The organism is bacterium 336/3 (assembly GCA_001281695.1).
Classification (GTDB): Bacteria; Bacteroidota; Bacteroidia; order Cytophagales; family Thermonemataceae; genus Raineya.
In genome coordinates this window covers 2,993,504-3,015,254 of the sequence record LJIE01000001.1, presented here as the reverse complement: position 1 = coordinate 3,015,254, position 21,751 = coordinate 2,993,504, and the positions used below count along the sequence as shown (strand labels likewise).

General features: G+C 32.4%; 29 protein-coding genes. 5 read left to right on the top strand and 24 right to left on the bottom strand.

The features are described from left to right. Window positions 1-5: 5 nt before the first annotated feature. The 14 genes from AD998_14090 to AD998_14025 form a co-directional block, all read right to left on the bottom strand. Entirely contained in the window at window positions 6-953 is a 948-nt protein-coding gene (locus AD998_14090) for a tryptophan 2,3-dioxygenase (protein KOY87124.1), read from the bottom strand. Window positions 954-1,012: 59 nt separating this feature from the next. Beyond that, complete coding sequence (locus AD998_14085; protein ID KOY87123.1) at window positions 1,013-1,477, bottom strand: hypothetical protein; 465 nt, start codon at window positions 1,475-1,477, stop codon at window positions 1,013-1,015. Window positions 1,478-1,752: 275 nt separating this feature from the next. Beyond that, entirely contained in the window at window positions 1,753-2,622 is an 870-nt protein-coding gene (locus AD998_14080; protein ID KOY87122.1) for a band 7 protein, read from the bottom strand. A 139-nt stretch (window positions 2,623-2,761) separates the two neighbouring features. After that, window positions 2,762-3,595 carry a hypothetical protein gene (locus AD998_14075; GenBank protein ID KOY87121.1) on the bottom strand — a complete coding sequence of 278 codons (834 nt, stop codon included), beginning with the start codon at window positions 3,593-3,595 and terminating at the stop codon, window positions 2,762-2,764. Then, the gene (locus AD998_14070; GenBank protein ID KOY87120.1) at window positions 3,561-4,145 is read right to left on the bottom strand and encodes a hypothetical protein; all 585 of its coding nucleotides are present in this window, start codon (window positions 4,143-4,145) and stop codon (window positions 3,561-3,563) included. The genes AD998_14075 and AD998_14070 overlap by 35 nt, the downstream gene beginning before the upstream one ends. 90 nt (window positions 4,146-4,235) lie before the next feature. Then, on the bottom strand, window positions 4,236-5,261 hold the full coding sequence (locus AD998_14065; protein KOY87119.1) for a transaldolase: 1,026 nt from the start codon (window positions 5,259-5,261) through the stop codon (window positions 4,236-4,238). A 146-nt stretch (window positions 5,262-5,407) separates the two neighbouring features. Next, the gene (locus tag AD998_14060) at window positions 5,408-5,839 is read right to left on the bottom strand and encodes a hypothetical protein (GenBank protein ID KOY87118.1); all 432 of its coding nucleotides are present in this window, start codon (window positions 5,837-5,839) and stop codon (window positions 5,408-5,410) included. Between the two features lie 54 nt (window positions 5,840-5,893). After that, window positions 5,894-6,373 carry a hypothetical protein gene (locus AD998_14055; GenBank protein ID KOY87117.1) on the bottom strand — a complete coding sequence of 160 codons (480 nt, stop codon included), beginning with the start codon at window positions 6,371-6,373 and terminating at the stop codon, window positions 5,894-5,896. A 42-nt stretch (window positions 6,374-6,415) separates the two neighbouring features. Beyond that, window positions 6,416-6,823: a rifampin ADP-ribosyl transferase gene (locus tag AD998_14050; protein KOY87116.1), complete on the bottom strand. Its 408-nt coding sequence runs from the start codon at window positions 6,821-6,823 to the stop codon at window positions 6,416-6,418. Window positions 6,824-6,863: 40 nt separating this feature from the next. Beyond that, the gene (locus AD998_14045; GenBank protein ID KOY87115.1) at window positions 6,864-7,331 is read right to left on the bottom strand and encodes a hypothetical protein; all 468 of its coding nucleotides are present in this window, start codon (window positions 7,329-7,331) and stop codon (window positions 6,864-6,866) included. Between the two features lie 27 nt (window positions 7,332-7,358). Next, window positions 7,359-7,898, bottom strand: a complete 540-nt coding sequence (locus tag AD998_14040; GenBank protein ID KOY87114.1) for a dihydrofolate reductase — start codon at window positions 7,896-7,898, stop codon at window positions 7,359-7,361. A 5-nt stretch (window positions 7,899-7,903) separates the two neighbouring features. After that, window positions 7,904-8,878, bottom strand: a complete 975-nt coding sequence (locus AD998_14035) for a hypothetical protein (GenBank protein ID KOY87113.1) — start codon at window positions 8,876-8,878, stop codon at window positions 7,904-7,906. A gap of 20 nt (window positions 8,879-8,898) precedes the next feature. Next, entirely contained in the window at window positions 8,899-9,306 is a 408-nt protein-coding gene (locus AD998_14030) for a hypothetical protein (protein ID KOY87112.1), read from the bottom strand. A 139-nt stretch (window positions 9,307-9,445) separates the two neighbouring features. Continuing rightward, on the bottom strand, window positions 9,446-10,294 hold the full coding sequence (locus AD998_14025; protein ID KOY87111.1) for a hypothetical protein: 849 nt from the start codon (window positions 10,292-10,294) through the stop codon (window positions 9,446-9,448). A gap of 250 nt (window positions 10,295-10,544) precedes the next feature. Between AD998_14025 and AD998_14020 the strand changes: the two genes are divergently transcribed. Then, complete coding sequence (locus AD998_14020) at window positions 10,545-10,988, top strand: amino acid aminotransferase (protein ID KOY87110.1); 444 nt, start codon at window positions 10,545-10,547, stop codon at window positions 10,986-10,988. 71 nt (window positions 10,989-11,059) lie between these two features. Next, window positions 11,060-11,581, top strand: coding sequence for a hypothetical protein (locus AD998_14015; protein KOY87109.1), 522 nt, complete (start codon window positions 11,060-11,062; stop codon window positions 11,579-11,581). Here AD998_14015 and AD998_14010 read toward each other — a convergent pair. The 7 genes from AD998_14010 to AD998_13980 form a co-directional block, all read right to left on the bottom strand. Next, window positions 11,574-12,056 carry a hypothetical protein gene (locus tag AD998_14010; protein KOY87108.1) on the bottom strand — a complete coding sequence of 161 codons (483 nt, stop codon included), beginning with the start codon at window positions 12,054-12,056 and terminating at the stop codon, window positions 11,574-11,576. The two genes, AD998_14015 and AD998_14010, sit on opposite strands and share 8 nt — an antisense overlap. A gap of 42 nt (window positions 12,057-12,098) precedes the next feature. Continuing rightward, the gene (locus tag AD998_14005; GenBank protein KOY87107.1) at window positions 12,099-12,626 is read right to left on the bottom strand and encodes a hypothetical protein; all 528 of its coding nucleotides are present in this window, start codon (window positions 12,624-12,626) and stop codon (window positions 12,099-12,101) included. A 23-nt stretch (window positions 12,627-12,649) separates the two neighbouring features. Then, a complete protein-coding gene (locus AD998_14000) occupies window positions 12,650-12,865 on the bottom strand; it encodes a hypothetical protein (protein ID KOY87106.1) in 216 nt (71 codons plus the stop codon). Between the two features lie 7 nt (window positions 12,866-12,872). Further along, the gene (locus AD998_13995; GenBank protein ID KOY87105.1) at window positions 12,873-13,253 is read right to left on the bottom strand and encodes a hypothetical protein; all 381 of its coding nucleotides are present in this window, start codon (window positions 13,251-13,253) and stop codon (window positions 12,873-12,875) included. A 54-nt stretch (window positions 13,254-13,307) separates the two neighbouring features. After that, on the bottom strand, window positions 13,308-13,874 hold the full coding sequence (locus AD998_13990) for a hypothetical protein (protein KOY87104.1): 567 nt from the start codon (window positions 13,872-13,874) through the stop codon (window positions 13,308-13,310). A 15-nt stretch (window positions 13,875-13,889) separates the two neighbouring features. Then, window positions 13,890-14,738 carry a hypothetical protein gene (locus AD998_13985; GenBank protein ID KOY87103.1) on the bottom strand — a complete coding sequence of 283 codons (849 nt, stop codon included), beginning with the start codon at window positions 14,736-14,738 and terminating at the stop codon, window positions 13,890-13,892. A 118-nt stretch (window positions 14,739-14,856) separates the two neighbouring features. Continuing rightward, window positions 14,857-15,693: a phosphoesterase gene (locus AD998_13980; GenBank protein KOY87102.1), complete on the bottom strand. Its 837-nt coding sequence runs from the start codon at window positions 15,691-15,693 to the stop codon at window positions 14,857-14,859. 338 nt (window positions 15,694-16,031) lie between these two features. On the opposite strand from AD998_13980, the gene AD998_13975 reads away from it, so the two are divergent. The 3 genes from AD998_13975 to AD998_13965 all read left to right on the top strand — a co-directional run bounded on the left by AD998_13975 (window position 16,032) and on the right by AD998_13965 (window position 18,368). Beyond that, complete coding sequence (locus AD998_13975) at window positions 16,032-16,598, top strand: RNA polymerase subunit sigma-70 (protein ID KOY88213.1); 567 nt, start codon at window positions 16,032-16,034, stop codon at window positions 16,596-16,598. Between the two features lie 50 nt (window positions 16,599-16,648). Next, on the top strand, window positions 16,649-17,752 hold the full coding sequence (locus AD998_13970) for a hypothetical protein (protein KOY87101.1): 1,104 nt from the start codon (window positions 16,649-16,651) through the stop codon (window positions 17,750-17,752). 94 nt (window positions 17,753-17,846) lie between these two features. After that, window positions 17,847-18,368, top strand: a complete 522-nt coding sequence (locus AD998_13965) for a hypothetical protein (protein KOY87100.1) — start codon at window positions 17,847-17,849, stop codon at window positions 18,366-18,368. A gap of 1 nt (window position 18,369) precedes the next feature. Here AD998_13965 and AD998_13960 read toward each other — a convergent pair whose 3' ends face one another. The 3 genes from AD998_13960 to AD998_13950 all read right to left on the bottom strand — a co-directional run bounded on the left by AD998_13960 (window position 18,370) and on the right by AD998_13950 (window position 21,706). Beyond that, window positions 18,370-19,323: a hypothetical protein gene (locus tag AD998_13960; GenBank protein KOY87099.1), complete on the bottom strand. Its 954-nt coding sequence runs from the start codon at window positions 19,321-19,323 to the stop codon at window positions 18,370-18,372. A 169-nt stretch (window positions 19,324-19,492) separates the two neighbouring features. Continuing rightward, entirely contained in the window at window positions 19,493-20,323 is an 831-nt protein-coding gene (locus AD998_13955) for an elongation factor Ts (protein ID KOY87098.1), read from the bottom strand. A 147-nt stretch (window positions 20,324-20,470) separates the two neighbouring features. After that, window positions 20,471-21,706 carry a Na+ dependent nucleoside transporter domain-containing protein gene (locus AD998_13950; protein ID KOY87097.1) on the bottom strand — a complete coding sequence of 412 codons (1,236 nt, stop codon included), beginning with the start codon at window positions 21,704-21,706 and terminating at the stop codon, window positions 20,471-20,473. Window positions 21,707-21,751: the final 45 nt, after the last annotated feature.

Below are 21,751 nucleotides of genomic sequence, written 5' to 3'. Positions count from 1 at the left end.
TAGAGTTAGGATTGCAACAAAGCTTCTACTTTTTTTCGTCCCCATTCTTGGCGTTCTTCTTCTGTCCACAATGAGGGGAAAAATATAATTCTTTGGAAATTGGGAGGGAGGTATTTTGTCCAGTTGGTGCCTCCTGTGGCATCAATTGGCTTGCCACTCTCTCTCAAATATCTCACAGCCGATTTTAAGTGAGATAAAGCCCATTCTACATTGAATAGGTAATCAAAATTCCTAAGAGCTTGTTGTATTGCTGATACATCTACACCTTTTCTCTCCAATTCTTTATATTTCTCCCAAATGTTTTTATCTCTGTACTCATAAGCACATTGCATAAAACTTTCAGAATATTTTTCTTCAAAATGCTGAAGTGTAATCGTTTTTTTGCCTGTGGCTGTTTCTGTTGCCCCACGTTTCCAATAAATATGTTCATAAATCTCAGGAATAGTGGTATTTGCATTGGACTTATCTCTAAAATCTTGATGGGTAAGATTTATAAAATTTGTAGATGAAATTTCAATCAATCTAAACTGAGCAGACTGAAATCCACTGGCTGGTAACAATGCCATTCTGAATTTCTTAAATTGTTCTGCCTCCATGCCTACACTCATCACATCAAACGAATTTACAAGAGTTTCTACATATCTGTTTATGCGTTGAATTTTATCTAAAAACCAAGCTGCTTCTATATCTCTTTGATTACCAATTTGTTCTATTTCCCACAAGATAAGTCTGAAATACAATTCTGTAATTTGATGATACATGATAAAAATCATTTCATCAGGAATGCTGGTTTTAGGTTTTTGAAGCGTTAAGAGTGTTTCTACTTGAATGTAATCCCAATATTTTAAATAATCGTTGTATAAAAGTCCTTCCAGATTGGCAGCAAGGCTTTGACCTGTTTGACTGTATTTTTCTTCTAATTTTTTTAAGAGAGTTTCGATGTTGTTCTCCATAAATAATTTCTTGATAGTTAGTTGTTTATGATATTATGGTAAATAAGGTATAAAACTATCTAATCTAATAAATTCAATTGAAAAAAGCCTTTCGGATTCCATTTCAGCTCCCTGAATGGATAAGCTTCCAATTGTTGTAATTCTTCGGGCTTCAAATCACCATCTAACGAAGTGGCAAGAGCCGAATTGTTGGCATACGAAATATGAAAAGGGATAGAAGGATGTACCATATAGAACAAACTTCCACCCCAGTTATCATTTCTATTGATGATGTTATGAGCATGATAAAAAATACCTTTTTCCTTTATAGCTTTTGTCCAAATAGTCTTAGAACTACTTCGTTTTACCTCAAACCAGCCATATGTACACAAAGCCACATCACTTTCGGGAAGTCGGGTATAATATGCCAAGGAAACGTAAATATTTTTGGCAGAACGGTTATAGATAATGGTTTTTACACTATCTTGTGCAATAGACTGAATAGATAATACAATCAGGAAAGCTAAGAGAAGAACTTTTTTCATAAATTATTTTCTTAAAAACGTGGTTTTTCAAAGTTAAATCATTTTTCTTTTTTTGCCAATTTACTTATCTTCTTTTAATCTGCCACTTTGTTTAAGAGCCTGATGTAAAAGGTATTCTATTTGCCCATTGATGCTCCTGAATTCGTCATTAGCCCATTGTTCCAACTTCTCCATCATCTTAGCATCCATACGCAATACAAAACTTTTCTTTTTCTCTTTTTCTTTATCACTCATTATTGTTCAAGGTTATTTTGGGGAGTATGCTCCCCAAAAGATTAATACAGGCTACCTGTATTCACAACAGGTGAGGCAGCTCTTTCAGAACATAATACTACAAGCAAATTGCTTACCATTGTTGCTTTGCGTTCCTCATCTAATTCTACTATTTTGTGTTTGTTGAGTTTATCCAAAGCCATTTCTACCATTCCTACAGCACCTTCTACAATTTTGGTACGAGCAGCTACTATTGCCATTGCCTGTTGGCGTTGGAGCATAGCATTTGCAATTTCAGGGGCATACGCCAAATGTGTAATACGAGCCTCTACAACATTAATACCAGCCATTTTAAGCCTTTCTGTAAGTTCTTCTTCAAGCAGATGATTAATGGTTTCTCCACCATCTCTCAATGTTATACTGTTGGTGGTATCATCTTCAAAGTGGTCGTAAGCATACAAACCAGCCAGATGCCTCAAAGCTGCTTCACTTTGTACTTCAACATACTTGATGTAATCATCTACGGCAAAAGCTGCTTGAGCAGTTTCTTCTACCTTCCAAACCAATACCATCCCAATTTCAATAGGGTTACCTACTTTGTCATTGACTTTGATGGTTTTACTTTCTAAGTTTCTTGCTCTCAAAGAAACATTCTTTTTGGATATAAATGGATTCACCCAATAAAAACCACTATCTTTTACAGTACCTTTGTATGTTCCAAATAAGGTCATTACCCTTGATTCATTAGGGTTTACGACAATAAAGCCAAATAAGCCTAAAAATGTAGCAATGGCGAGCAATAAGCCTAATAAATGCAATATTGGAAACTCATTTGCCAAGACAAAACTTGTTACGGTAGCAACAATCCCAAACAACAATAAAAACAACATACCATAACCTGCTTTCGGTTTAATCAAGATTTCTTGTGTCATAATAGTATATATTTGATATTAAAATGATATTGTAATATTATCAAAAAACAAAATGAAATCCAAATTTTTGACATAAAAAAACACCTTGAACAAGATAAACAGTTCAAGGTGAGAATAATATATTTATAAGATAAATTCTTTATTCAAATGCGATTTTATTCAAAATGATGTTTTTTCCTTCCAAACTAAGCCATGAGGCGTATTCTTTTCCTTCCTGAGCATACAAAGAAACCTCATTGATAAAATTAGTATCGTATTCCTTTCCATCTATCACAATTTTAGATTCCTGCTTATCATTGAGATACGAAAAACCCCAATTTTTTTCGCTTGGAGCAAAATGGACATCAGGAAGCGTTTTGATAGCATTAGAAAATTTGTAAGAGCCTAATTGCGAAACTTTTTGTTCGATATAAGCATAAAGAGCATAAGTATTTTCAGACTCTTTTGCCCAAAAATAAAAATCTTCTTTATTAGCAGGAAAATCAATTTTTTCGATATTCTTGAATGTTCCTAAATTCGTTTTATTATTAATTTGAAGCTTGTCATCATTAAAAACTACTGCTATTGTATTACGACTATCACTAACCGTAAACTTCCTGACATTGTCAGAAATAGGCTTATCTTTGAAATGAAGAGTGTTTTTCTTACCTACCACATAATTAAAACGTTCAGGCTTGATACCCAAATCGGTTTGTTTTACAAACTCTTCATAAGGTCCAAACAAATCGCCATTGACCATAAAATAAATTTTTTGGTCTTTTACAAGATTCATGGCATAATTTTGATTGGTATGCACCAATTTGATTTCTACATCCTGAGTTTGTAATTTTTTATCAAAAAAACCTATATCTCCTTTATGATGAGCTACATAGATTTTATCTTCTTGGTCTTTCTTTTCTGCTACCAAAACCCATTGATTACCATTTAAGAGCGTAAAATCATGGATTTGGGTATCCCAATAATTTTTTGTCATTGAAACGGACATAATAATTGTAATGTGTACCGACATTTTCGTAATAACTTACAGCCCAATTTGTTCCATCAGGACTTAAATAATAATTGAGTAGATTTACATACGGACCATACGTAAAACCATTCACAATTACATTGTACTCTGCTGAAGGCTCATCGTAAACAATGTAGCCATATAAACGCTTTGTAATACGAAGGTCAAAAGTTCTTTTGGTATTGGGATATTTGGCAACTCGATAGCCATCAAAAATAACCAAATTGCTATCTGCTCGTGTATCTACAATGCCCCAATGTTCGTTGGTAATGATAGGATGCTCAATAGATTTACGATTGAAAGTTTCATAAATCGTTTTATTGACGCAATATTTTCGAGTATTTTTTTTAGTGTTTTCTATAACAACAGCAAAGCCCAAACGAGATTGGTAAACGCCTAAAGCACTTTCATAAACAGCAATCTGTTCGTCATTTTGGAGGGTATAAACAGTTTCTTTGTTTTGAGCCAATAAACTATGACCACAGAAAAAGAGTAGGAGGGCTAAAACATTTTTCATAGTGTATAAGGTTGCTTAGTGGCAAAGAAAATATATAAAAAGGGACTTTCCGAAAGGGGTGAGCCTTTCGGAAAGCAGTAGTTAATCGTTTTAACCCATTAAACCTAAATCAATAAAATCTTGTACATCAACCATTCCCTTCAATTTTCCCTTCTCTGTTACGATGATGTTATCTACTGATTTCTGCTTAAATATTTGTAAGGCATCGTTTAAAAGAGCCTCAGAATCAATAGTCAGAGGAGTTTTATATTCAAAATCACTCATTTTTTTCTTGAGTAAATCTTTTCCACTTTCTTTCAACTGTCTGCGTAAATCGCCATCTGTGAAAACACCTACCAAGTTTTTCTTAGCATCTACTACCGAAACAGCTCCAAAACCAGACTCTGTCATTTGTACCACAGCATCTAATACAGTTTCAGAAAGTTTTACGATAGGGTTATCTTTACGGATAATCTCTTTCACTTTCTTAGTCATCAATTTGGTATGTTCTTCAAATTGTTGTGTGCCTAATGTAGTGAAGTGGTTTTCAGTAAGTTGCTTCATGATTTTCCAAGGCACAGTAACAGTATGTACACCCACATTGATAGCGTTGCGTACATGCTCCACGTTACGAACAGAAGAAAACATGATTTTTGAGTTATAACCATAATAATTGACAGCTTCTACACATTGTTGTACCAAGCTCAAAGCGTCATGTCCTTGATCTTGCAAACGACCCACCAAAGGGCAAACATAAGTAGCCCCAGCAGCCATCGCCATATAAGCCTGCTGTAAAGTATAAACCAAGTGAATGTTTACCATGAAACCATCATCTGTAAGACGTTTACAAGCTCTTACACCCTCTAAAGATACAGGTATCTTGAAAACCGTTTTGTCTTTAGGTAAACCAATTTTAACCAATCTTTTTGCTTCTTTTACAATTTCATCAGCATTATCGCCAAGAGCTTCTACTTGCAATACAGGAACTATTTTGGAAAGTTTAAGCATGATAGCATCCACATCCGTAACGCCCTCTCTGTGCATAAATGTAGGAGTAGTAGTAAGCCCAGTCAAGAAGCCCAATTTGAATGCTTCTTCAATTTCTTTGATGTCTGCAGAATCTAAGTATAATTCCATTTGAAATATTTTTTTAGTCTAAAATTATCAGCCGTAAATTAAAGGTTTTTATTTTAAAGTTCAAAATATTAGAAGATTTGAGATGTAAGAAATGAGATTTAGAGATAAAAGAGGAAGAGTAAATTGTAAATATGAGATAATTTATACTACTCTATAAACAATTCTACACTTTCAGCTACAATTTTAATAGCTTTTCCTGTTTCCAATACAAAAAGTAATGCTGGCAAATCTTCTTTGGGAACATTATCAGTTACACCGTTCATGATATTACTATCACCAAACGAAAAACCTAACATATTAATAGTAAATTGGTCTTGAGGGATACATTCTAATGGATAATTTATATCATGATCTTTGTAATACACTTGAGTAACATTTTTAAATAATAACATCAAGCAATTTGGACTATTTTCACGAATCCAGTTTCCATTTCCTTTTGTAAAGATAAAACAAATAGTTTTTTGTTCTTGATTGGATATTATGTTAGTAAGTTCAAAATTATTGTGTAAGTCAAAATGCTTTCCTTGATAATTGAGGCTGATGAAATCATCATTAATTGAGAAATTCTTTATCTGCATAATAATTACTTTCGCTAACCTTTGGAAAGTTTTAAACTTTCCAAAGGTTTTGGTTTAAATCTTATTAATAGTTTGAGTTATTAGAATTTCCGTAATTCTTTTTGATTTATCTCTTTTAGTTTCTAAAATTTGAAACAGTCTGCATTCAAATTTGTTTTTGAACTCAATAGTCAGTTCTTTATTCTCTTTTATGATTTTATAATTATATATATTTTTTTCAGTTGTAGAGTAACATGTTGAAGGCTCTTTACAAGCTTGACAATCTTTAAAGTAGGCATTTTTTTTGTTTAAAAAACAAAATTCTATCCATTTGCAAAAATCATACTGTCTATCAGTATATACTGTTAGATTAATAGTATTAAAAAAAGAGCTATCAGTATTATTAGCAACCAAAATTAAATCTTTATCAGAAATAAAACGAGCCTTATTAATCCTAATACATTCTTTAATAATCTTTCTTAATTCTCTTTTTGTTATATTTTGAGAAAAACAAAATAAAGGCAGTAAAGTAAATAATAATAATACCTTTTTCATTAAAAATTTAGATAATGATATATGCAAGATAATCACTTTTATCTAATCTTCAATCGCTTCAATACCAAGTTCTTTGAGTCGTTTGAGGTTTTCTTGCATGGTTTGGAGTTGTTCTGGGCTATGTCCTTGCCAATCTGTCACTTCTCCGACAATTTTAGGAGGACTTTTCGTTCGATATGATTTGGTAGGATTTCCAGGGAATCTTTTATCCGTTAAATTGGGGTCATCTTCTATAACGCCAGCGGGTTCTACAACATACACTCTGCCTTTTCCTTCACCTAAAGCTAGTTCAGCTCCCCAAATAGCAGCATCCAAAGTGGCTGTAAGATACACATATTTAGCTTGTTTGCGTTCTCCATAATTAGATTGGAAACCTATTTCTATTGTATCACCAGCCTGCAAATGAGCTTTTGTACCATGATAAAACGTTTGTGAATAATCAATTTCCATAGATGTTTATTTTATAAATGAATAGCTTGTGATGAATGTTTTAATGAGGTGTTTCAAGAATTGTTTTTAATTTATTCAGGTACTTTTTCATATCCTGTTTGGCTACATATCGGATTATAAAGGCAGGTAACATGAAGCCCAACCCATGTTTTACAATGTTTTTGTCAAACTCAATATGGTACAAAAACTTAGTTTCTTGCTCTGAAATAGCTTCTACAATTCTAATACTTTTTAGAAAGAATGGGGAGTCTGGTACAGTTTGATAAATGATTTTATTCTCTTCAATATACTCAGTACAAATAAGATTTAATATATGATGAGGTACTTTTTTTGATAAAAAAGAGTCCTCAACTGCCAAGGTATTGATTTGAGGTTTGGCATTCATGGATGTAGAGTTTATCTCTTTTCTCCAAAATTGATCATTTTCAAGATTGGCAACATACTGAAATACAGTTGATAAGTTTCTTGAAATAATTTTGAATCCATCAATTTTTATATTCGTGTTCATAATTGGATAGGTTGAAATAAATTAGTTTTAGCGTTCATATCGAATTTGATAGGTCATAATCTGTAAGTTATTTTCATAAGATTCTGTATCTAAAAGATTTAGGCTATATTTTTTAGAGGATTCTCCAAACAATTTGATACCTCTTCCCAAAATCAGAGGATTGAGTTTAAGTTTGAGAATATCAATTTTTTGATTATCCAAAAGCCAGCCAGCAAACAATCCACCACCACACAAATAAATATCTGTTCCATTTTGGTTTTTTAGAGTCTCAATTTCACCAATATCCATTCTTCTCACTTGAACTTTAGGGTCTTGATTTTCAAACTTTAAACTTTCCGAAAAAATATAGTGCTTCATATGAGGATAAGCAGGTTGCCCAGCTTGTAGTCCATACTGATAACCAAATTCATAGGTTTTTCTACCCATAACAACAGTATCAAAATTTGCCAAATCTGCTAAATACTTGTCAACACCATTACCTGCTCCTACAAAACCGCTTATATCATCATTAAAACCAGCAATAAACCCATCTAATGAACTGGCAACATAATAAACTATCTTTCTCATAATTCTTATTTACAATATTTTTTGATTAATACTTCTACTTCATCCCCATATTTTTGTGTATATCCCAATTCAAGAGCCTTTTGCAAGTCTGCACATCCTTTGTTTTTTTCTCTTTTACTCAAATACACCAAAGCACGATTTTTATAGGCATAAGAATTTGTTGAGAGTAATTCTAAAGAAGTATTCATATCAATCAAGGCTTTTTCAGCATTACCTAATTTAAAATAAGCAAAGCCTCTGTTATTTAGATCATAAGCCTTCAGTATTAAAAAATCAGGGTCATTATTCTTCTTAGATATTAGTTCAAGAGATTTATCAAAATCTTTAACAGCCTCATCATATTTTTCTTGTTCTGTAAAGAAAAGTCCTCTTTCTGCATAAGCAAAGTTTTCTTTGGGATTTATATCAATAGCTTGATTGTAGTCTTTGAGAGCTAATTCATTCTTACCAAGTTTTTTATATGCTGGTGCTCTTAGCATAAAACCATAGTAATTGTTAGGCTCAAACTTAAAAATCTTATTGCATTCTTCAATACATTGAATAAATAATCCTGACTTATAAAGGTAATAGGCTTTTCTCTCAATGAGTTTCGTATCGTTGGGTTTGCCAATAAGAGCCATATCAAAGTCATTGATAATTTGATTTTGACTACATTTTCCAATAGAGCTACATAAAACGGCTCTGTGTCCATAAGCTTCATAATACTTTGGATTGAGTTCTATAGCCTTATCGAGAGCTTTCAGAGCTTCAGCATCTTTTCTAAGATTAAATAAAATACGCCCTTTCAATGTCCAAGAAAAATAGTCAGTAGGATATTTTTCTATCACTTTATCAACGTAAATTAAAGCACTTTCATATTCTTTATTATTGAAAAGTTTTGTAGCTTTTTCAAAATGAATATTTGTTTCTTTATCTAATTGCCCACAAGCACATAAAGAGATTAAGAGAAATATGAAGAATAAATGAAACTTATGTGGCATCATTGTATATACATTTTCGTTTATATATTTTGACTTTCTGCAATTTTCAACTCTAGAACGGCAAGTAAAATGACAATAAAACTTTCTGCAAAAATATATACCCAACCCAAAGCTGTTACACTGTTTTTATGATAAAAGGTTAATCCTATAGATAAAAAACAATATGACAGATTTACAAAAGCAATGCCTTTCAGAAAGTATTTTAATTTCTTATCAACTCTAAAATAACAGTAAAAATCATAACAAGCAAAAAAACAAGGCAATAGAGCAAGAAAATATAGAGTAGATTTGGGTATACCAAATAATTCTTCAAAATGCACCAATACAAATCCTAATAATACTGCTGAGATAATAGCTCCTATACCATCTATTTTAAATAATTCTTTTGGATGTTGATGTCCCCATTTTATAATTTGTTTCATGAGCATTTTTGAAAGGTTTAAGCACATCAATAATATTATGTAAATATAAGCCTATTTATCAATGAATATTTCCACTCAAAACAAAAAAACATTTCCCAAGAGGAAATGCTTTTCTATCACTACAAAACTATATTTAAAACTTTCTCTATTTACTTTTTTTAGTATAAATACCTTCAAAACTGCAAGCTATTTTGTGTGCAGTGCAACCAGGCACTTCTTTAAGTGTAATTTGTTCTTTTTCGAGTATAAAAGACATTTTACAGTCCTCCGATTCTGTTGTAGAAGCCTCTGTATCAGATAAAATAATAGCTGTGCCTTCAAATTTTGTTCCTTTGCAATCACCATTTTCAGCAAGGCGAATACTAAACTCCAATTTTTTGGCACTTATGGCAGTAATTTCTAAAAAAGCTTCTTCTTGTCTGCCACCTTCAATTACATATTTACCTGCCCAATTTTTTACTTTATCGCCTTCTTTGGCTTTGATATAAGGCTTTTCTGTAAATGAAACCATGTTAAAAGCTTTATCAAAGATGATTTCTGCTTGAGTATCAGCTTTATATTTTTCCCAAGAAATAAAAATAGGAATATTAAGTGTATAATCTTTAATCTTCATTTCGCCATAGTCTGCCACCAAACGAATATCTTTTTTACCTGCATAAAAACGCTTCATTTCCAAAGCAATTTGCTCTTTGGTTGTATTTTTTAAAAAAGCGTATTGATTTACAGAATCAGCAAATAACGATTCAAGTTTTTTATAATCTTTTTCAGCGATACTTTGGCAATATTGCCTAACAATATTGAGCATGATGCCTTTCTTTTGAGCATCATTTACCTTAAATTCCTCCAATTCAGGGTCTTCCGTTTTAGAAGAGGAACTGTCAGTGGATAAGTTAGAGGCAATAGTATCTTCTTTTCCTTGAGCATCTTGCTCTTTCGTCTCAGAACAGCTACTTATCAAAAGAATAAATAAAAAACATGAAAAAAATCTAAGCATCAGTATAAAAATTAAAAAAATTAGAGAATTACAAAACTAACCTATTCAATCAAATATAAAGCCACTTTTTCATTAATAGTAGGTTTAAGTTTATGAAAAGGCATATATTAGCTATAAACAAAATTGGTACATAAGTTGTGTAGATTTAGAATAGTTCCAAATTTCAGAAGTTTTTATTTTTTTAAGAATTTTTTAGAAACGAATCACGTTAAAGTTACAGATGTCCAAACTAAAAAAATTATTTATTACCATGAAAAAATTAGTAGTTGCCTTCGCTTTATTTTTAGTGTCTTCTTGGGTAATGGCTCAGAAGCAATATGGAGAAAAAATTACAGAAGCTAATGCAGTAGCTGTATCAGAACTCCCTAAACTGATGCAAGGTAAAAAAACTTTAGATACCAAACTTACAGGAAAAATCGAATCTGTTTGTCAGAAAAAAGGTTGTTGGATGCAATTAGACCTAGGAAATGGACAAAAAATGAGAGTAAAATTTAAAGATTATGCTTTCTTTGTTCCTAAAGATGCAGCAGGCAAGCAAGTAATCATTGAAGGAGTTGCTTCTAAAGAAACTATTGATGTTGCTACACAAAAGCATTATGCTGAAGATGCTAAAAAATCAAAAGAAGAAATTGCAAAAATTACTCAATCCAAAGAAGAACTTTCTTTTGAAGCAAAAGGTGTAATTATCAAATAATTTTAAGGAACGTTTAATCTCATCAAAACCTTTATAGAACAAATCTGTAAAGGTTTTTTAAATATTTTTTTATGAAATTTCTATACATTTTAGCATTCGGGATTTTTAGTTTGGCAGTATTTCATAACTGTCAACAACAAACCGAAACAAAGGAAACAGTCAAAAAAGATTCTATCCAAACTGAGAAAAAACAGGAAATCTCAAAACCTACACTTAATTACGCAAAATACACCGATTCTACTATTTATCCCAATGGAGGCAGTGAGCTTTCTGTTTTGATGCGTGAAATGTATGATGATTCTGAAATGATTAAAAAAGCTGTGTTAGAAGGCAAATTACCCCCTGATTTCAGAGAAAAATTCAGGTATTTGCATGCGGCAACCCCCACAGATAAAGATACCAAAACAGAAGCATATCCTGATATGGCAAAAGCCTTCGAGGATAATCTCAATAGGCTTTATGAAGAAAAAGATGAAAAAAAACGTATCAAACAGTTTGATATTGTGATTCAAAACTGTGTTGCATGCCATCAGAGCCATTGCCCTGGGCCTATCAAAAAAATTAAAAAACTCAATATCAAAGAAACTAACTAATCAGTTTGCTGAGAGTATTTTCGTATTGAACATGAGCCTGACGAATTTTATAAAAATCTTTTCTGGCTACATAAACTGTTTTTTCAATTTGGGCATAGATTTTATCTTGCTTGTCTTTAAGGGTAATCCAGAAGCTAAATTCATGTTCTTGCCAATGTTCTACCTTCTCAATAATATCAAATACCAAAAAAGGATTGATAATAAAATGAGCATATAGAGATTGTTTGGCTGGTCTAATATTTTTGATATGGGTTTCTTTACTAAAAACAACATATTCTTTGCCCAAATTTTTGAGTAATAGCCATTCATAAATCACATCTGTTGCTTCTAACATAGCTACAGGAGCCATAGAACCATAATATTGAGGTGTAAACCGATTCATGAGAATCTTAAGGGAAAGCTCACAATAATTGCTTGAAAGAGAGCTAATCCAAGCATTTTTCCGATGTAACAGAAGCCACCAATTGAACTTCATGCGATACCAATGTTTCTTCATAGCTGGTTATTATTTAAAGGTTTAAGCAAATTTGGCTGTTTGTATAAATCCTTTTTTTTGCTGATAAAACTGTTTGTTGGCAATGTAACAGGCTCTTTCAATTTCTGAATGAACTACGCCATTCTGATCAACCCATTGTATCTTAAAAATTTTATCAATTTCTTGTTTTTCAGCAACTTCTTGCTTGATGGAGTCAAGTAGGGGAGTATCTAAAGTATATTTAGCATATAAAGTTTGTTTAGCAGGTTTTTTAAAACGTATTTGAGCAGATTTATCCCAAACTACATAATCTTTTCCGAGATTATTCATCAGCATAATCATGTAAAAAGGGTCTGAGGCTGCAAACATACTGCCCCCAAAAATAGTCCCTACATAATTGTATGTCCAAAGGCTTAATTTGAGTCTTAAATGAACTTCTTGGCTATCATCAGACCAAAATAAAATCTTTCCGCCAGTACCAAAGTACATCGGATACCAATTCATGAGTGTTCTAAAACGCCACATCTTGAATGATTCTTTTTTATCTGTTTTTAAAAAATCTATTTTCATAAAAAAACTGGTTGAAGCAAATTTTAATTATCTGTAAAATGCTTATTGACAAATGCTTGTACTCTTGGTGCAATAAATAAAATAGCTGGAATAACAACCAAATAAGCTATTATCCACGATTTGAGCCATATTTGTAGAAATTTCTCTGTAAAACCAACATTAATACTGATAAGGGTAAAAGAGATAATACCTGTGGTAATAATGCCCATCAAAAGGGCGAAAATAAGTCGTTGTTTCATGTCTTATTCATTTATTTTTTGAATGAACAAAGTAAATAATTGCTACCAATAGTAATATAATAGATGCTATTACATCAATCATCATAACTTTTTTTAATTCTTGGTTTATCCCTCCAATATGAAAGTATAAAACAACAAAAGAAATCATACTCATGAGTCCAATAGCTGTTGATAGATAATAATGGGTTTTCATCAACGCTGCATACAGCATTAATCCTCCTACAATACCAAAAAGTACAGCTCTATGCCTTAATAAAAGTTCTAAATTTGGGTTAGAAATATCTATACCATAACTTTTTGACATTTTTTCAGGTAAGAACACCAATGTGAATGGAAGTAAGTTTATGATTCCTGTAATAAAAAGAGTTATTCTGAAGATTAATTCCATCTTTTTAATTTTTAAATGTAAGAGTTATGATGACAACAAAATTTAAGTCATCAATCAGTTTAAAACTTCTGAGGCTCTTTGCAAAGCATTCAAAAAGTACTTATCATTTTTATATAAACGCATCAATAAAATACCTCCTTCTATATCTTGAATGGCCTGCTCTGCTTTTTCTTGAGCTTTTTGAGGCTGATACATTTCTTGGTAAATATGTTTTAAGGAATCTGTCCATTTATTAAAAAAATTCTGAATCACAGGGATAAAACGGCTATCGTATTGAGCTGTTTCAAGAGTGATATTAGCCATAATACAGCCTCCTTGTTTGTATAAAAATATTTTTTTAGTGGTTTCAAGCATTAAGGTCACTTTTTCTTTTGGAGATAAACCCTCTTGAAAAGCAATTTGAAAAACTTTCTTATTGAAATAATTGGTAATGTAGTCTAAACTTTCTTCCAAAAGATTTTCTTTATCTTTGAAATAGTAATAAAAATGAGCATTGTGTAAACCACAAGCTTTTGCCAAATCCGAAATACTGGTATTATGGTAGCCATTTTGCCTGAAAATATCGGATGCTATCCACATGATTTCCTCTTTCTTGCTATATTTTTTTGCAGGTTCAGTCATAGGTTAAAAATTTTACTAGTCATTCAAAAAATCACTTACTAAATGCCATAATTGTTCTTTATTTTTCTTCTTGAAAAAGCCAAAATGTCCAATTTCTTTCATGCCAAAATCTTTTGGATATAAGTGTAAACGTTTGGCTTGAGCGTTTTTATAACCATCTTCAAAAAGTTTTTCTACAGCTTTTTTTGGGGCATACCAATCATCTTCTATACTAATAGCAAGCAAGGGTTGCTTTATTTTTCCGTAATAATTTTTATTTTCAGGCAAGTATGCAAAGAGCCATTGTGGGTTTCGGCATATTTTAGCCCATTCCAAAGCTACTCCTTTGGGAAGTTGTTCACCCATTCCAAAATACTGAGATGGGAAGTATCCATATAAATGGCTAAAAGTAGGGATAAAGATGTTCCATAACGCAAATAAAAGAGGTTTTTTACTTGCCCAATAATGGCCATAATATCCATGTTGTGAGCCTACCATTACTATCTTATCAAATACATTTTCTGATTTTTCGTTGAGTCCCAAACAGTTTCCACCAAAACTATGCCCTACCACAGAAAGAGAGGTGTTTGGATGCTTTTCTTGAATAAACGATAAAACTCCTGTCAAATCTTTGGTTGCCCAATCCTGCATATCAGCTTTAAAACCTTTTAATTTTGAGTATTTGGAAGCACCAATACCTCTATAATCGTAGGTGTAAACCGTATAGCCTTTCTGAACCATGAATTGAGCAAATTCGGAGTAATAACGCTGAGGTACAGCAACTGCAGGATTGATAAGTAATATCTTATCTGGTTTTAAATCAGAATGATAGATACTTCCTGAAAGTGTATAACCGTCAGAAGTGGGTATGTTGATCGTTTGCATAATTGGAAATATTATTTGCTAATTTATTGAATGATCATTAAAATAACAACAAAAAATAAAAAAAATTGTAACAAAGTGCTACAATTTTTCTGATTCAATTGATATAAGAGTAAAATCTTTACGATTGGCTAATTAAATCTTGAATATCAAAGTCAGTTAATTCGTCTAATTCATCATCTTTATCTTCCTCTTTGGCATACTCAGCATGCATGTCTATGTCTTTGATATAATGAACAAGTTCCCAATTGCCTTTAAAATCCTCAGTAAGTGCAGTCAGCGATTCTACCCAATCGCCTGAGTTCATGTATATAATGCCATCTATTTCTTTGATGGCGGGCTGATGAATATGCCCACAAATAATCCCATCACACTCTTTAACACGAGCGAAATTAGCTAGTTCTTTTTCAAAATCATCAATATACGAAACAGCCGACTTTACTTTTGCTTTTATTTTTTGTGAAAGTGAGTAGTAAGGCAAGCCTCGTTTGGCTCGGTATTGGTTGTAACATTTATTCAACCACAACAAGAAAGTATAACCAATATCGCCCAATTTGGCAATGAATTTTAGTTTTGTTGTGATACTATCAAAAATATCTCCATGTGTAATGTAAAAACGTTTTCCTGCACTTTCATAGATATAATCTCGCATGATAGAGATTTTACCAATGCGTATAGGCAGAATTTGGTCTAAAAAATCATCATGGTTACCTCTCAGATAAATAACTTTCGTTTTATATTTATCAACCATTTTTAAAATCAGCTTAAAAAAACGAGTGTGCTTTCTTTTCCACTTGCCCGATGAACGCTGTAACTGCCAACCATCTATAATATCTCCATTCAAAATCAAGTTTTCACAAGTATTTTGCTTTAAAAAACGAACTAACTGTTTCGCTTTTGAGCCTGATGTCCCTAAATGTACATCCGAAATGATGATTGTTTTATGGTGCTTTTTCAAGGTAGTTTTTTACAAACTACGTTTTTTAATTTTGCTTTATGATGAAAGAAAAATTATGAAATAGTTAAAAATGATACACTTTGGCTAAACATAGACTTAACAATGTATAGTAAAAACAATGAACAATTACTATTTAAAATTTAGATTGAACAGTATGAAAATCAGAATCTTAAAAAATAAATAAAAATTTGACAAAGAGAACTTGGGTTACTTTTTTTTGAAAATGGTATCAAAGGAAAATTACATGAATAGAAGCATTCTTGCTTTTATGTAATATGGATTTTGAATATTAAAAAGCAATGGCTAAATTCCTGCTTCAAAATACACCTAAATCATTCATGAGTCATCAGGCTTTGCAGTATTCAGAAACAGATATTATCGCAGGTTTGCGTCAGGGAGATAGTAAAGTATTGGAAATAGTTTATAAACAACATTATCCAACTATTTTACATTTTATAATTCAAAACAATGGTACAGACCAAGATGCCAAAGATTTGTATCAGGAGGCTATTTTGGTACTATATGAGAAACTCAAGCAAGAGAATTTCTTGCTGACATGCCAAATCAAAACATTTGTGTATTCGGTGTGTAGAAGGCTTTGGCTAAAGAGATTGAGAGAGAAAGGGCGTTATTATGGCAAAATAGAAGATTTTGAAAGTTTTATTCCTTTTGAAGAAGAGGAAATTAATGCAGAGGATGGAGAACATAAATATGGAGCAATGGCTCAAGCTTTGGATATTATAGGAGAGCCTTGTAGAACACTTCTCAAGGATTTCTATATCGAAAATCTTTCGATGCAAGATATATCTGAAAAAATGGGTTATACCAATGCTGATAATGCCAAGAATCAGAAATACAAATGCTTAATGCGACTTAAAAAGTTGTTTTTTGAGAAATATAAATAAAATTCATTATTCAACGTAATAATATTAAACATTTAAAACTTTAACTTATCATGAATTTGCAACAACGATACGAATGGATAGAAAGCTACCTAAAAGGTAATTTGGAAGGAGATTCGTTGCAACAGTTTCAAGAAAAATTGCAAACAGAACCTCTTTTTGCAGAAGAAGTAGAACAACATCGTTTTTTCTTAGAAACACTCAATCAACATGCTGAACGTGAGCGTTTGAAAGCTCAAATGAACGTATTTCATAAAGATTTGGAAAAACACAAAGCTTGGGTATTTTATAAACATCCGATTGTTCAGACCTTTTGGAAAAAGCATTTCCCTACAATGGCTGTGGCGGCTTCTGTGGCTATCCTTACGGCAATTGGAGTACTTTGGAATGCCAGAAACCTAAATAACTTAGAAAGTCAACAGATAACTTACTTTCAGTCGCTTAAAAAGGACTTGGATGCTGTAAAAAGACGACAAAGCTCTTTAGAAGAACAAAATGAAAAACAAGATGAGCCTGTCGTTGACCATACAGCAACAGCTTTTGTAATTTCTCAGAATGGTTATTTATTGACGAACTATCATGCTGTGAAAGATGCAACAGCTATTTATGCAGAAGCAAAACAAGATTCCGTTCAAAGATATAAAGCAGTTGTATTTTATAAAGATGAGCAACGAGATTTGGCGATTTTACAGATTACAGACGACAAGTTTACAAATTTCAACCCTCTACCTTATATGTTTCGTTATGAACCAGTAGATTTGGGCGAGGAAGTTTTTACATTGGCGTACCCTCGTGAAGATTTGGTGTATGGTAAAGGAGAAGTAGCCTCTCGAACAGGTTTTGAGGGTGATAGTTTGGAGTATCAGGTGTCTATTCCTGTAAACCCAGGGAATAGTGGTGGACCTCTTTTGGATGATAAAGGATTTTTGGTGGGTATCATCAATAGAAAGCATACCAAACAAGAAGGAGCAGCTTTTGCCATCAAAGCAAAATACATCAAAGCTCTTGTAGATTCTTTGGAAGCTCATCAGAAACCCGAAAAACCAATTATTTTACCAAAACAGAGTAGATTGTTTACCATGAAGCGTCCTCAACAAATCAAGGCTATCCAAAACTACATCTTTGAACTGAAGGTGTATGGTAAAGAGAAAAAATAGTCAATAAAACATAAAAAATAGAGAAGGAGAAACTTGGTTTCTCCTTTTTGTTTTGATAAAAAAATGATAAATTACTTATCAATTCTTTAAGACTATGAAAGTTTTACTTTTTATCGTGTTTATTTCATGTTTTGTTTCTTGTAATGATAATGCTGAGCCAGTATATTCTCAAAGAGTAGAGATACTTCCATATCAAAATTTTAAAGAAATAATAAAGTTAGCTCAACAGCAAAGACAAGCAGATTCTCTCAAAGAATTAACCTTAAAGTATGGTATTTACCATGACAAGAAATATATCCCAGCCTCAGTAATTCAATATCTTTCTGAGAAATATCCTGACCCATTTTCTAAAAAAGGCTGGAAAATAGCAAATCCTGATGAGGAAGCAGATTTAACTTGTTCAATAAGTGGCGATTTGCCTAATAGACAGCTAATAGCCTTAGCTAAAGGAGATAGACATTATATTTTATATTATTTACAAGGAAGAGGTATTGTGGCTAATGAAGAAATTATAATCTTACAACTCCAAAAAAATAAAATAATTAGAGATACAATAATAAGTAGTACAAACTTAGATTTTATGAAAATAGTAAAAAAACTATCTCAAAAGAGATAGTTTACTTCTTCTCTATCTGAACACTATCTTTCGCAACAGGTTTTGCATTGAGGGGCAATTCTATTTCATACGATTTTCCCTGTTTTACAGTTAAAGATTTAGCTTTTAGCCAAGGGTTTAAATCTATGAGTGTTTTATAAGTAATACCATTTTGGATAGCAAATTCAGCTAAATCAAGAATTGTTTCTTTTACTTTGATGGTTTTGGTAGGTTCTGCTGTGTAAATATTATCTTTTGTAATAGGATAGCCAAAACGAACAGGGTTTTCATAAAGATTTTTAAAAGCAATCATACGAATTACATAGCGAGCTGTTTCAGGGTATAAATGCAAATGATAATATGATTTACTTTGTTGAAACTGGATGGTCCCTTCCAAATAACCAGGTCCTGCGTTGTAAGCAGCAGCAGCCAATGCCCAATTTCCAAATTTATCATAGTTTTCTTTTAATATCTTAGCCGCAGCATAAGCCGATTTGATAGGATGGTAGCGTTCATCTACTTCATCACTGATTTCCAAACCATAATGTCCAGCTACTTCGGGCATGATTTGCCAGAAACCTGTAGCTCCAGCAGGAGAGATGGCATTGCTCAAATTACTTTCAATAATTGGGAGGTATTTAAAATCGGGATGAACACCCATTTCTAATAATATTTTCTCAAAACGAGGAAGCCACTGATCAGCTTTTTTGATGGTCATGGCTGTACCAGCATGCCCAAACATAAAAGCGTAAAACTCTCTATCAAGACGTTGTCTTACATTTATGTTGTCTAAAGGAACTGTTTCACCTGCAAAATTTAAGTTTTCAGGCAGTTTGAAATTAATTAGTTGGGTCTGATGCCAAGAGCCATCTTGATAATTAGCAGCATCCTGTTTATTAAATCTTTTGTCATAAATGGTGTAACCAATCAACCCTACAACCAACACCCACAATGTTATCATTTGTACATTTTTCATAGTTTTTTTGTTTGTAATCAAGTATTTAACAAGAATATAATTTGAAAATTGAACTATTCTAATTTAAAAACGTGATTATTTTGATTTTTAAGTAACTTCTTTTCAAGCACAAACCTTCATAACACGAGGCTATGAAGGTTTGTAAAATTTACAATATGTGTTCGGATTCTTAGATAACAGAAATTCTTTTGAAAGTTTTTACTTTCAAATCTTTGCTGATACTTTCTAAATGTTGTTTTACATTTTTAGAACCATCTTTTACAAATTCTTGGTTCAATAAAGTGCTATCTTTTACAAATTTAGTTACTTTACCTTGACCAATTTTTTCTAACATATTTTCAGGTTTTCCTTCGTTACGAGCTTGCTCCATACCGATTTCCAACTCTTTATCTAAAAGGTTTTGAGGAATATCTTCTCTATCTACTGCGATAGGGCTCATAGCTGCGATTTGCATAGCAAGGTCTTTTCCAACACTTACAGCATCTACACCATTTGTACCATCTAAAGCAATCAAAACACCTAATTTGTTATTGCTATGTAAGTAAGAAATTACTTTCTCTCCTTGTAAGTGTGCATAAGCTGTTACTAATATTTTTTCACCTACTTTACCTACAAAATCGGTAACATATTCTTGAAGAGCTTTTCCATCAGAGCTTAATTGCATCAATGTTTCAGTAGTAGCTGGTTTGTTTGCAATAGCTTCTTTCATAATTCTTTCTGCTAAACTGTTGAATTCAGCGTTTTTAGCAACTGATTCAGTTTCGCAATTGAAAGAAAACATAATACCTTCGTTTTGAGCATCAGAAGTGTAAATCATTACTACACCCTCTTTTGTCTCGTTATCAGCACGTTTAGCAGAGATTTTCTCTCCTTTTTTACGTAAAACTTCAATAGCTTTGTCAAAATCACCATCAGCCTCTGTAAGAGCTTGTTTGCAATCCATCATACCCATGCCAGTCATTTGGCGGAGTTTGTTCACATCTTGTGCAGTAATTGCCATAAAAATAAAAGGTTTATTTATCTTTTTTAATTTGGGTGCAAAGATACGAATTTTATTTTAAAAAGCAAATTGTAGTATGAGGAATCATATAAAAAAAGAGGCTTTTATGCAAAAAACCTCTTTTTTTATAGAAAAATTATGAATTCTTTACATAACAATACCTGCAAGAGTAGCAGAAAGATAAGAGGCAAGTGTTCCTGCAATCAAAGCTTTGAAGCCCAACTTAGCTAAATCAGAACGTCTTTCAGGGGCAAGCTCACTAATACCACCCACCTGAATGGCAATAGAGCTAAAATTTGCAAATCCACACAAAGCAAAACTTGTAATAACTAGCGTTTTGGGATCTAAAGTTCCTTTAATAGCTTTCAGGTCTAAATAAGCTACAAACTCATTGATAACCATTTTTGTACCCATGAGAGAACCTGCTGTTTGAATATCTTGAGCGGGTACGCCCATTGTCCATGCAAAACCAGAAAAAACCCATCCTAAAACAATTTTTAAACTCAACTCTTGATTAAAAAGACCACCAGCAGCACCTAAAGCAAAATCTACCAATGCAATGAGAGCGATAAAGCCAATGAGCATAGCAATTACATTCAAACCAACTTTCAAACCATCACTAGCCCCTCCAGAAATAGCATCAACTAAATTAGCATGACTTTTATGAACTTCTAATTTTACAACACCTTTGGTTTGAGATTCTTCTGTTTCAGGATATATGATTTTGGAAATAACCAAAGCCCCTGGTGCAGCCATCAAACTTGCTGCAAGCAAATATTCAGCAGGAATACCAAATGAAATATAAACAGCCATCACGCCACCAGCAATGCAAGCCATGCTACCAGCCATAGAAGCAAGTAGTTCTGAGTTGGTCATACCTTTGAGATAGGGTTTAATCATGATTTGGGCTTCGACCTGTCCCACAAATGTACTGGCTACATTTGATACAGCTTCAGCACCACTTACACGCATAAGAGCATGTACACCTTTTGCCATCACAGACACAATTCTTTGCATCAAACCAATATGATAAGCAATATTGACAAGTACAGCTACAAAAATGATGGTAGGAATTACTTTTAAGAAAAATACAAAATCATTACCTTTTCCGAAGGCTTTTTCCATGAGGTCTTTGTTTACCAAAGAACCAAACACAAAATCAGCACCTTTGTCTGCAAAAGTAAGTAGCTTGGTAATACCAGCCCCCAGCTCTCCAAAAATAACTTTTCCAAAAGGGACTTTTAAAATAAACAAAGCCAGAATTACTTGTAAACCCAATCCAACACCAACCAATCTATAATTAATAGCTTTTCTGTTGTTTGATAATAAAAATGCTAATCCCAAAATAAGGACAATCCCAATGATTCCTGTAAAACGTTCCATTCAAAAGAAGTTGTAACTGAAAATGATGTATGTATAAACTTGCCA

What these genes read in the sequence shown, in the direction of transcription:
- AD998_14090 (KOY87124.1), bottom strand. Translation starts at nt 953, where the DNA reads ATGGAGAACAACATCGAAACTCTCTTAAAAAAATTAGAAGAAAAATAC.
- AD998_14085 (KOY87123.1), bottom strand. Translation starts at nt 1,477, where the DNA reads ATGAAAAAAGTTCTTCTCTTAGCTTTCCTGATTGTATTATCTATTCAG.
- AD998_14080 (KOY87122.1), bottom strand. Translation starts at nt 2,622, where the DNA reads ATGACACAAGAAATCTTGATTAAACCGAAAGCAGGTTATGGTATGTTG.
- AD998_14075 (KOY87121.1), bottom strand. Translation starts at nt 3,595, where the DNA reads ATGACAAAAAATTATTGGGATACCCAAATCCATGATTTTACGCTCTTA.
- AD998_14070 (KOY87120.1), bottom strand. Translation starts at nt 4,145, where the DNA reads ATGAAAAATGTTTTAGCCCTCCTACTCTTTTTCTGTGGTCATAGTTTA.
- AD998_14065 (KOY87119.1), bottom strand. Translation starts at nt 5,261, where the DNA reads ATGGAATTATACTTAGATTCTGCAGACATCAAAGAAATTGAAGAAGCA.
- AD998_14060 (KOY87118.1), bottom strand. Translation starts at nt 5,839, where the DNA reads ATGCAGATAAAGAATTTCTCAATTAATGATGATTTCATCAGCCTCAAT.
- AD998_14055 (KOY87117.1), bottom strand. Translation starts at nt 6,373, where the DNA reads ATGAAAAAGGTATTATTATTATTTACTTTACTGCCTTTATTTTGTTTT.
- AD998_14050 (KOY87116.1), bottom strand. Translation starts at nt 6,823, where the DNA reads ATGGAAATTGATTATTCACAAACGTTTTATCATGGTACAAAAGCTCAT.
- AD998_14045 (KOY87115.1), bottom strand. Translation starts at nt 7,331, where the DNA reads ATGAACACGAATATAAAAATTGATGGATTCAAAATTATTTCAAGAAAC.
- AD998_14040 (KOY87114.1), bottom strand. Translation starts at nt 7,898, where the DNA reads ATGAGAAAGATAGTTTATTATGTTGCCAGTTCATTAGATGGGTTTATT.
- AD998_14035 (KOY87113.1), bottom strand. Translation starts at nt 8,878, where the DNA reads ATGCCACATAAGTTTCATTTATTCTTCATATTTCTCTTAATCTCTTTA.
- AD998_14030 (KOY87112.1), bottom strand. Translation starts at nt 9,306, where the DNA reads ATGCTCATGAAACAAATTATAAAATGGGGACATCAACATCCAAAAGAA.
- AD998_14025 (KOY87111.1), bottom strand. Translation starts at nt 10,294, where the DNA reads ATGCTTAGATTTTTTTCATGTTTTTTATTTATTCTTTTGATAAGTAGC.
- AD998_14020 (KOY87110.1), top strand. Translation starts at nt 10,545, where the DNA reads ATGAAAAAATTAGTAGTTGCCTTCGCTTTATTTTTAGTGTCTTCTTGG.
- AD998_14015 (KOY87109.1), top strand. Translation starts at nt 11,060, where the DNA reads ATGAAATTTCTATACATTTTAGCATTCGGGATTTTTAGTTTGGCAGTA.
- AD998_14010 (KOY87108.1), bottom strand. Translation starts at nt 12,056, where the DNA reads ATGAAGTTCAATTGGTGGCTTCTGTTACATCGGAAAAATGCTTGGATT.
- AD998_14005 (KOY87107.1), bottom strand. Translation starts at nt 12,626, where the DNA reads ATGAAAATAGATTTTTTAAAAACAGATAAAAAAGAATCATTCAAGATG.
- AD998_14000 (KOY87106.1), bottom strand. Translation starts at nt 12,865, where the DNA reads ATGAAACAACGACTTATTTTCGCCCTTTTGATGGGCATTATTACCACA.
- AD998_13995 (KOY87105.1), bottom strand. Translation starts at nt 13,253, where the DNA reads ATGGAATTAATCTTCAGAATAACTCTTTTTATTACAGGAATCATAAAC.
- AD998_13990 (KOY87104.1), bottom strand. Translation starts at nt 13,874, where the DNA reads ATGACTGAACCTGCAAAAAAATATAGCAAGAAAGAGGAAATCATGTGG.
- AD998_13985 (KOY87103.1), bottom strand. Translation starts at nt 14,738, where the DNA reads ATGCAAACGATCAACATACCCACTTCTGACGGTTATACACTTTCAGGA.
- AD998_13975 (KOY88213.1), top strand. Translation starts at nt 16,032, where the DNA reads ATGAGTCATCAGGCTTTGCAGTATTCAGAAACAGATATTATCGCAGGT.
- AD998_13970 (KOY87101.1), top strand. Translation starts at nt 16,649, where the DNA reads ATGAATTTGCAACAACGATACGAATGGATAGAAAGCTACCTAAAAGGT.
- AD998_13965 (KOY87100.1), top strand. Translation starts at nt 17,847, where the DNA reads ATGAAAGTTTTACTTTTTATCGTGTTTATTTCATGTTTTGTTTCTTGT.
- AD998_13960 (KOY87099.1), bottom strand. Translation starts at nt 19,323, where the DNA reads ATGAAAAATGTACAAATGATAACATTGTGGGTGTTGGTTGTAGGGTTG.
- AD998_13955 (KOY87098.1), bottom strand. Translation starts at nt 20,323, where the DNA reads ATGGCAATTACTGCACAAGATGTGAACAAACTCCGCCAAATGACTGGC.
- AD998_13950 (KOY87097.1), bottom strand. Translation starts at nt 21,706, where the DNA reads ATGGAACGTTTTACAGGAATCATTGGGATTGTCCTTATTTTGGGATTA.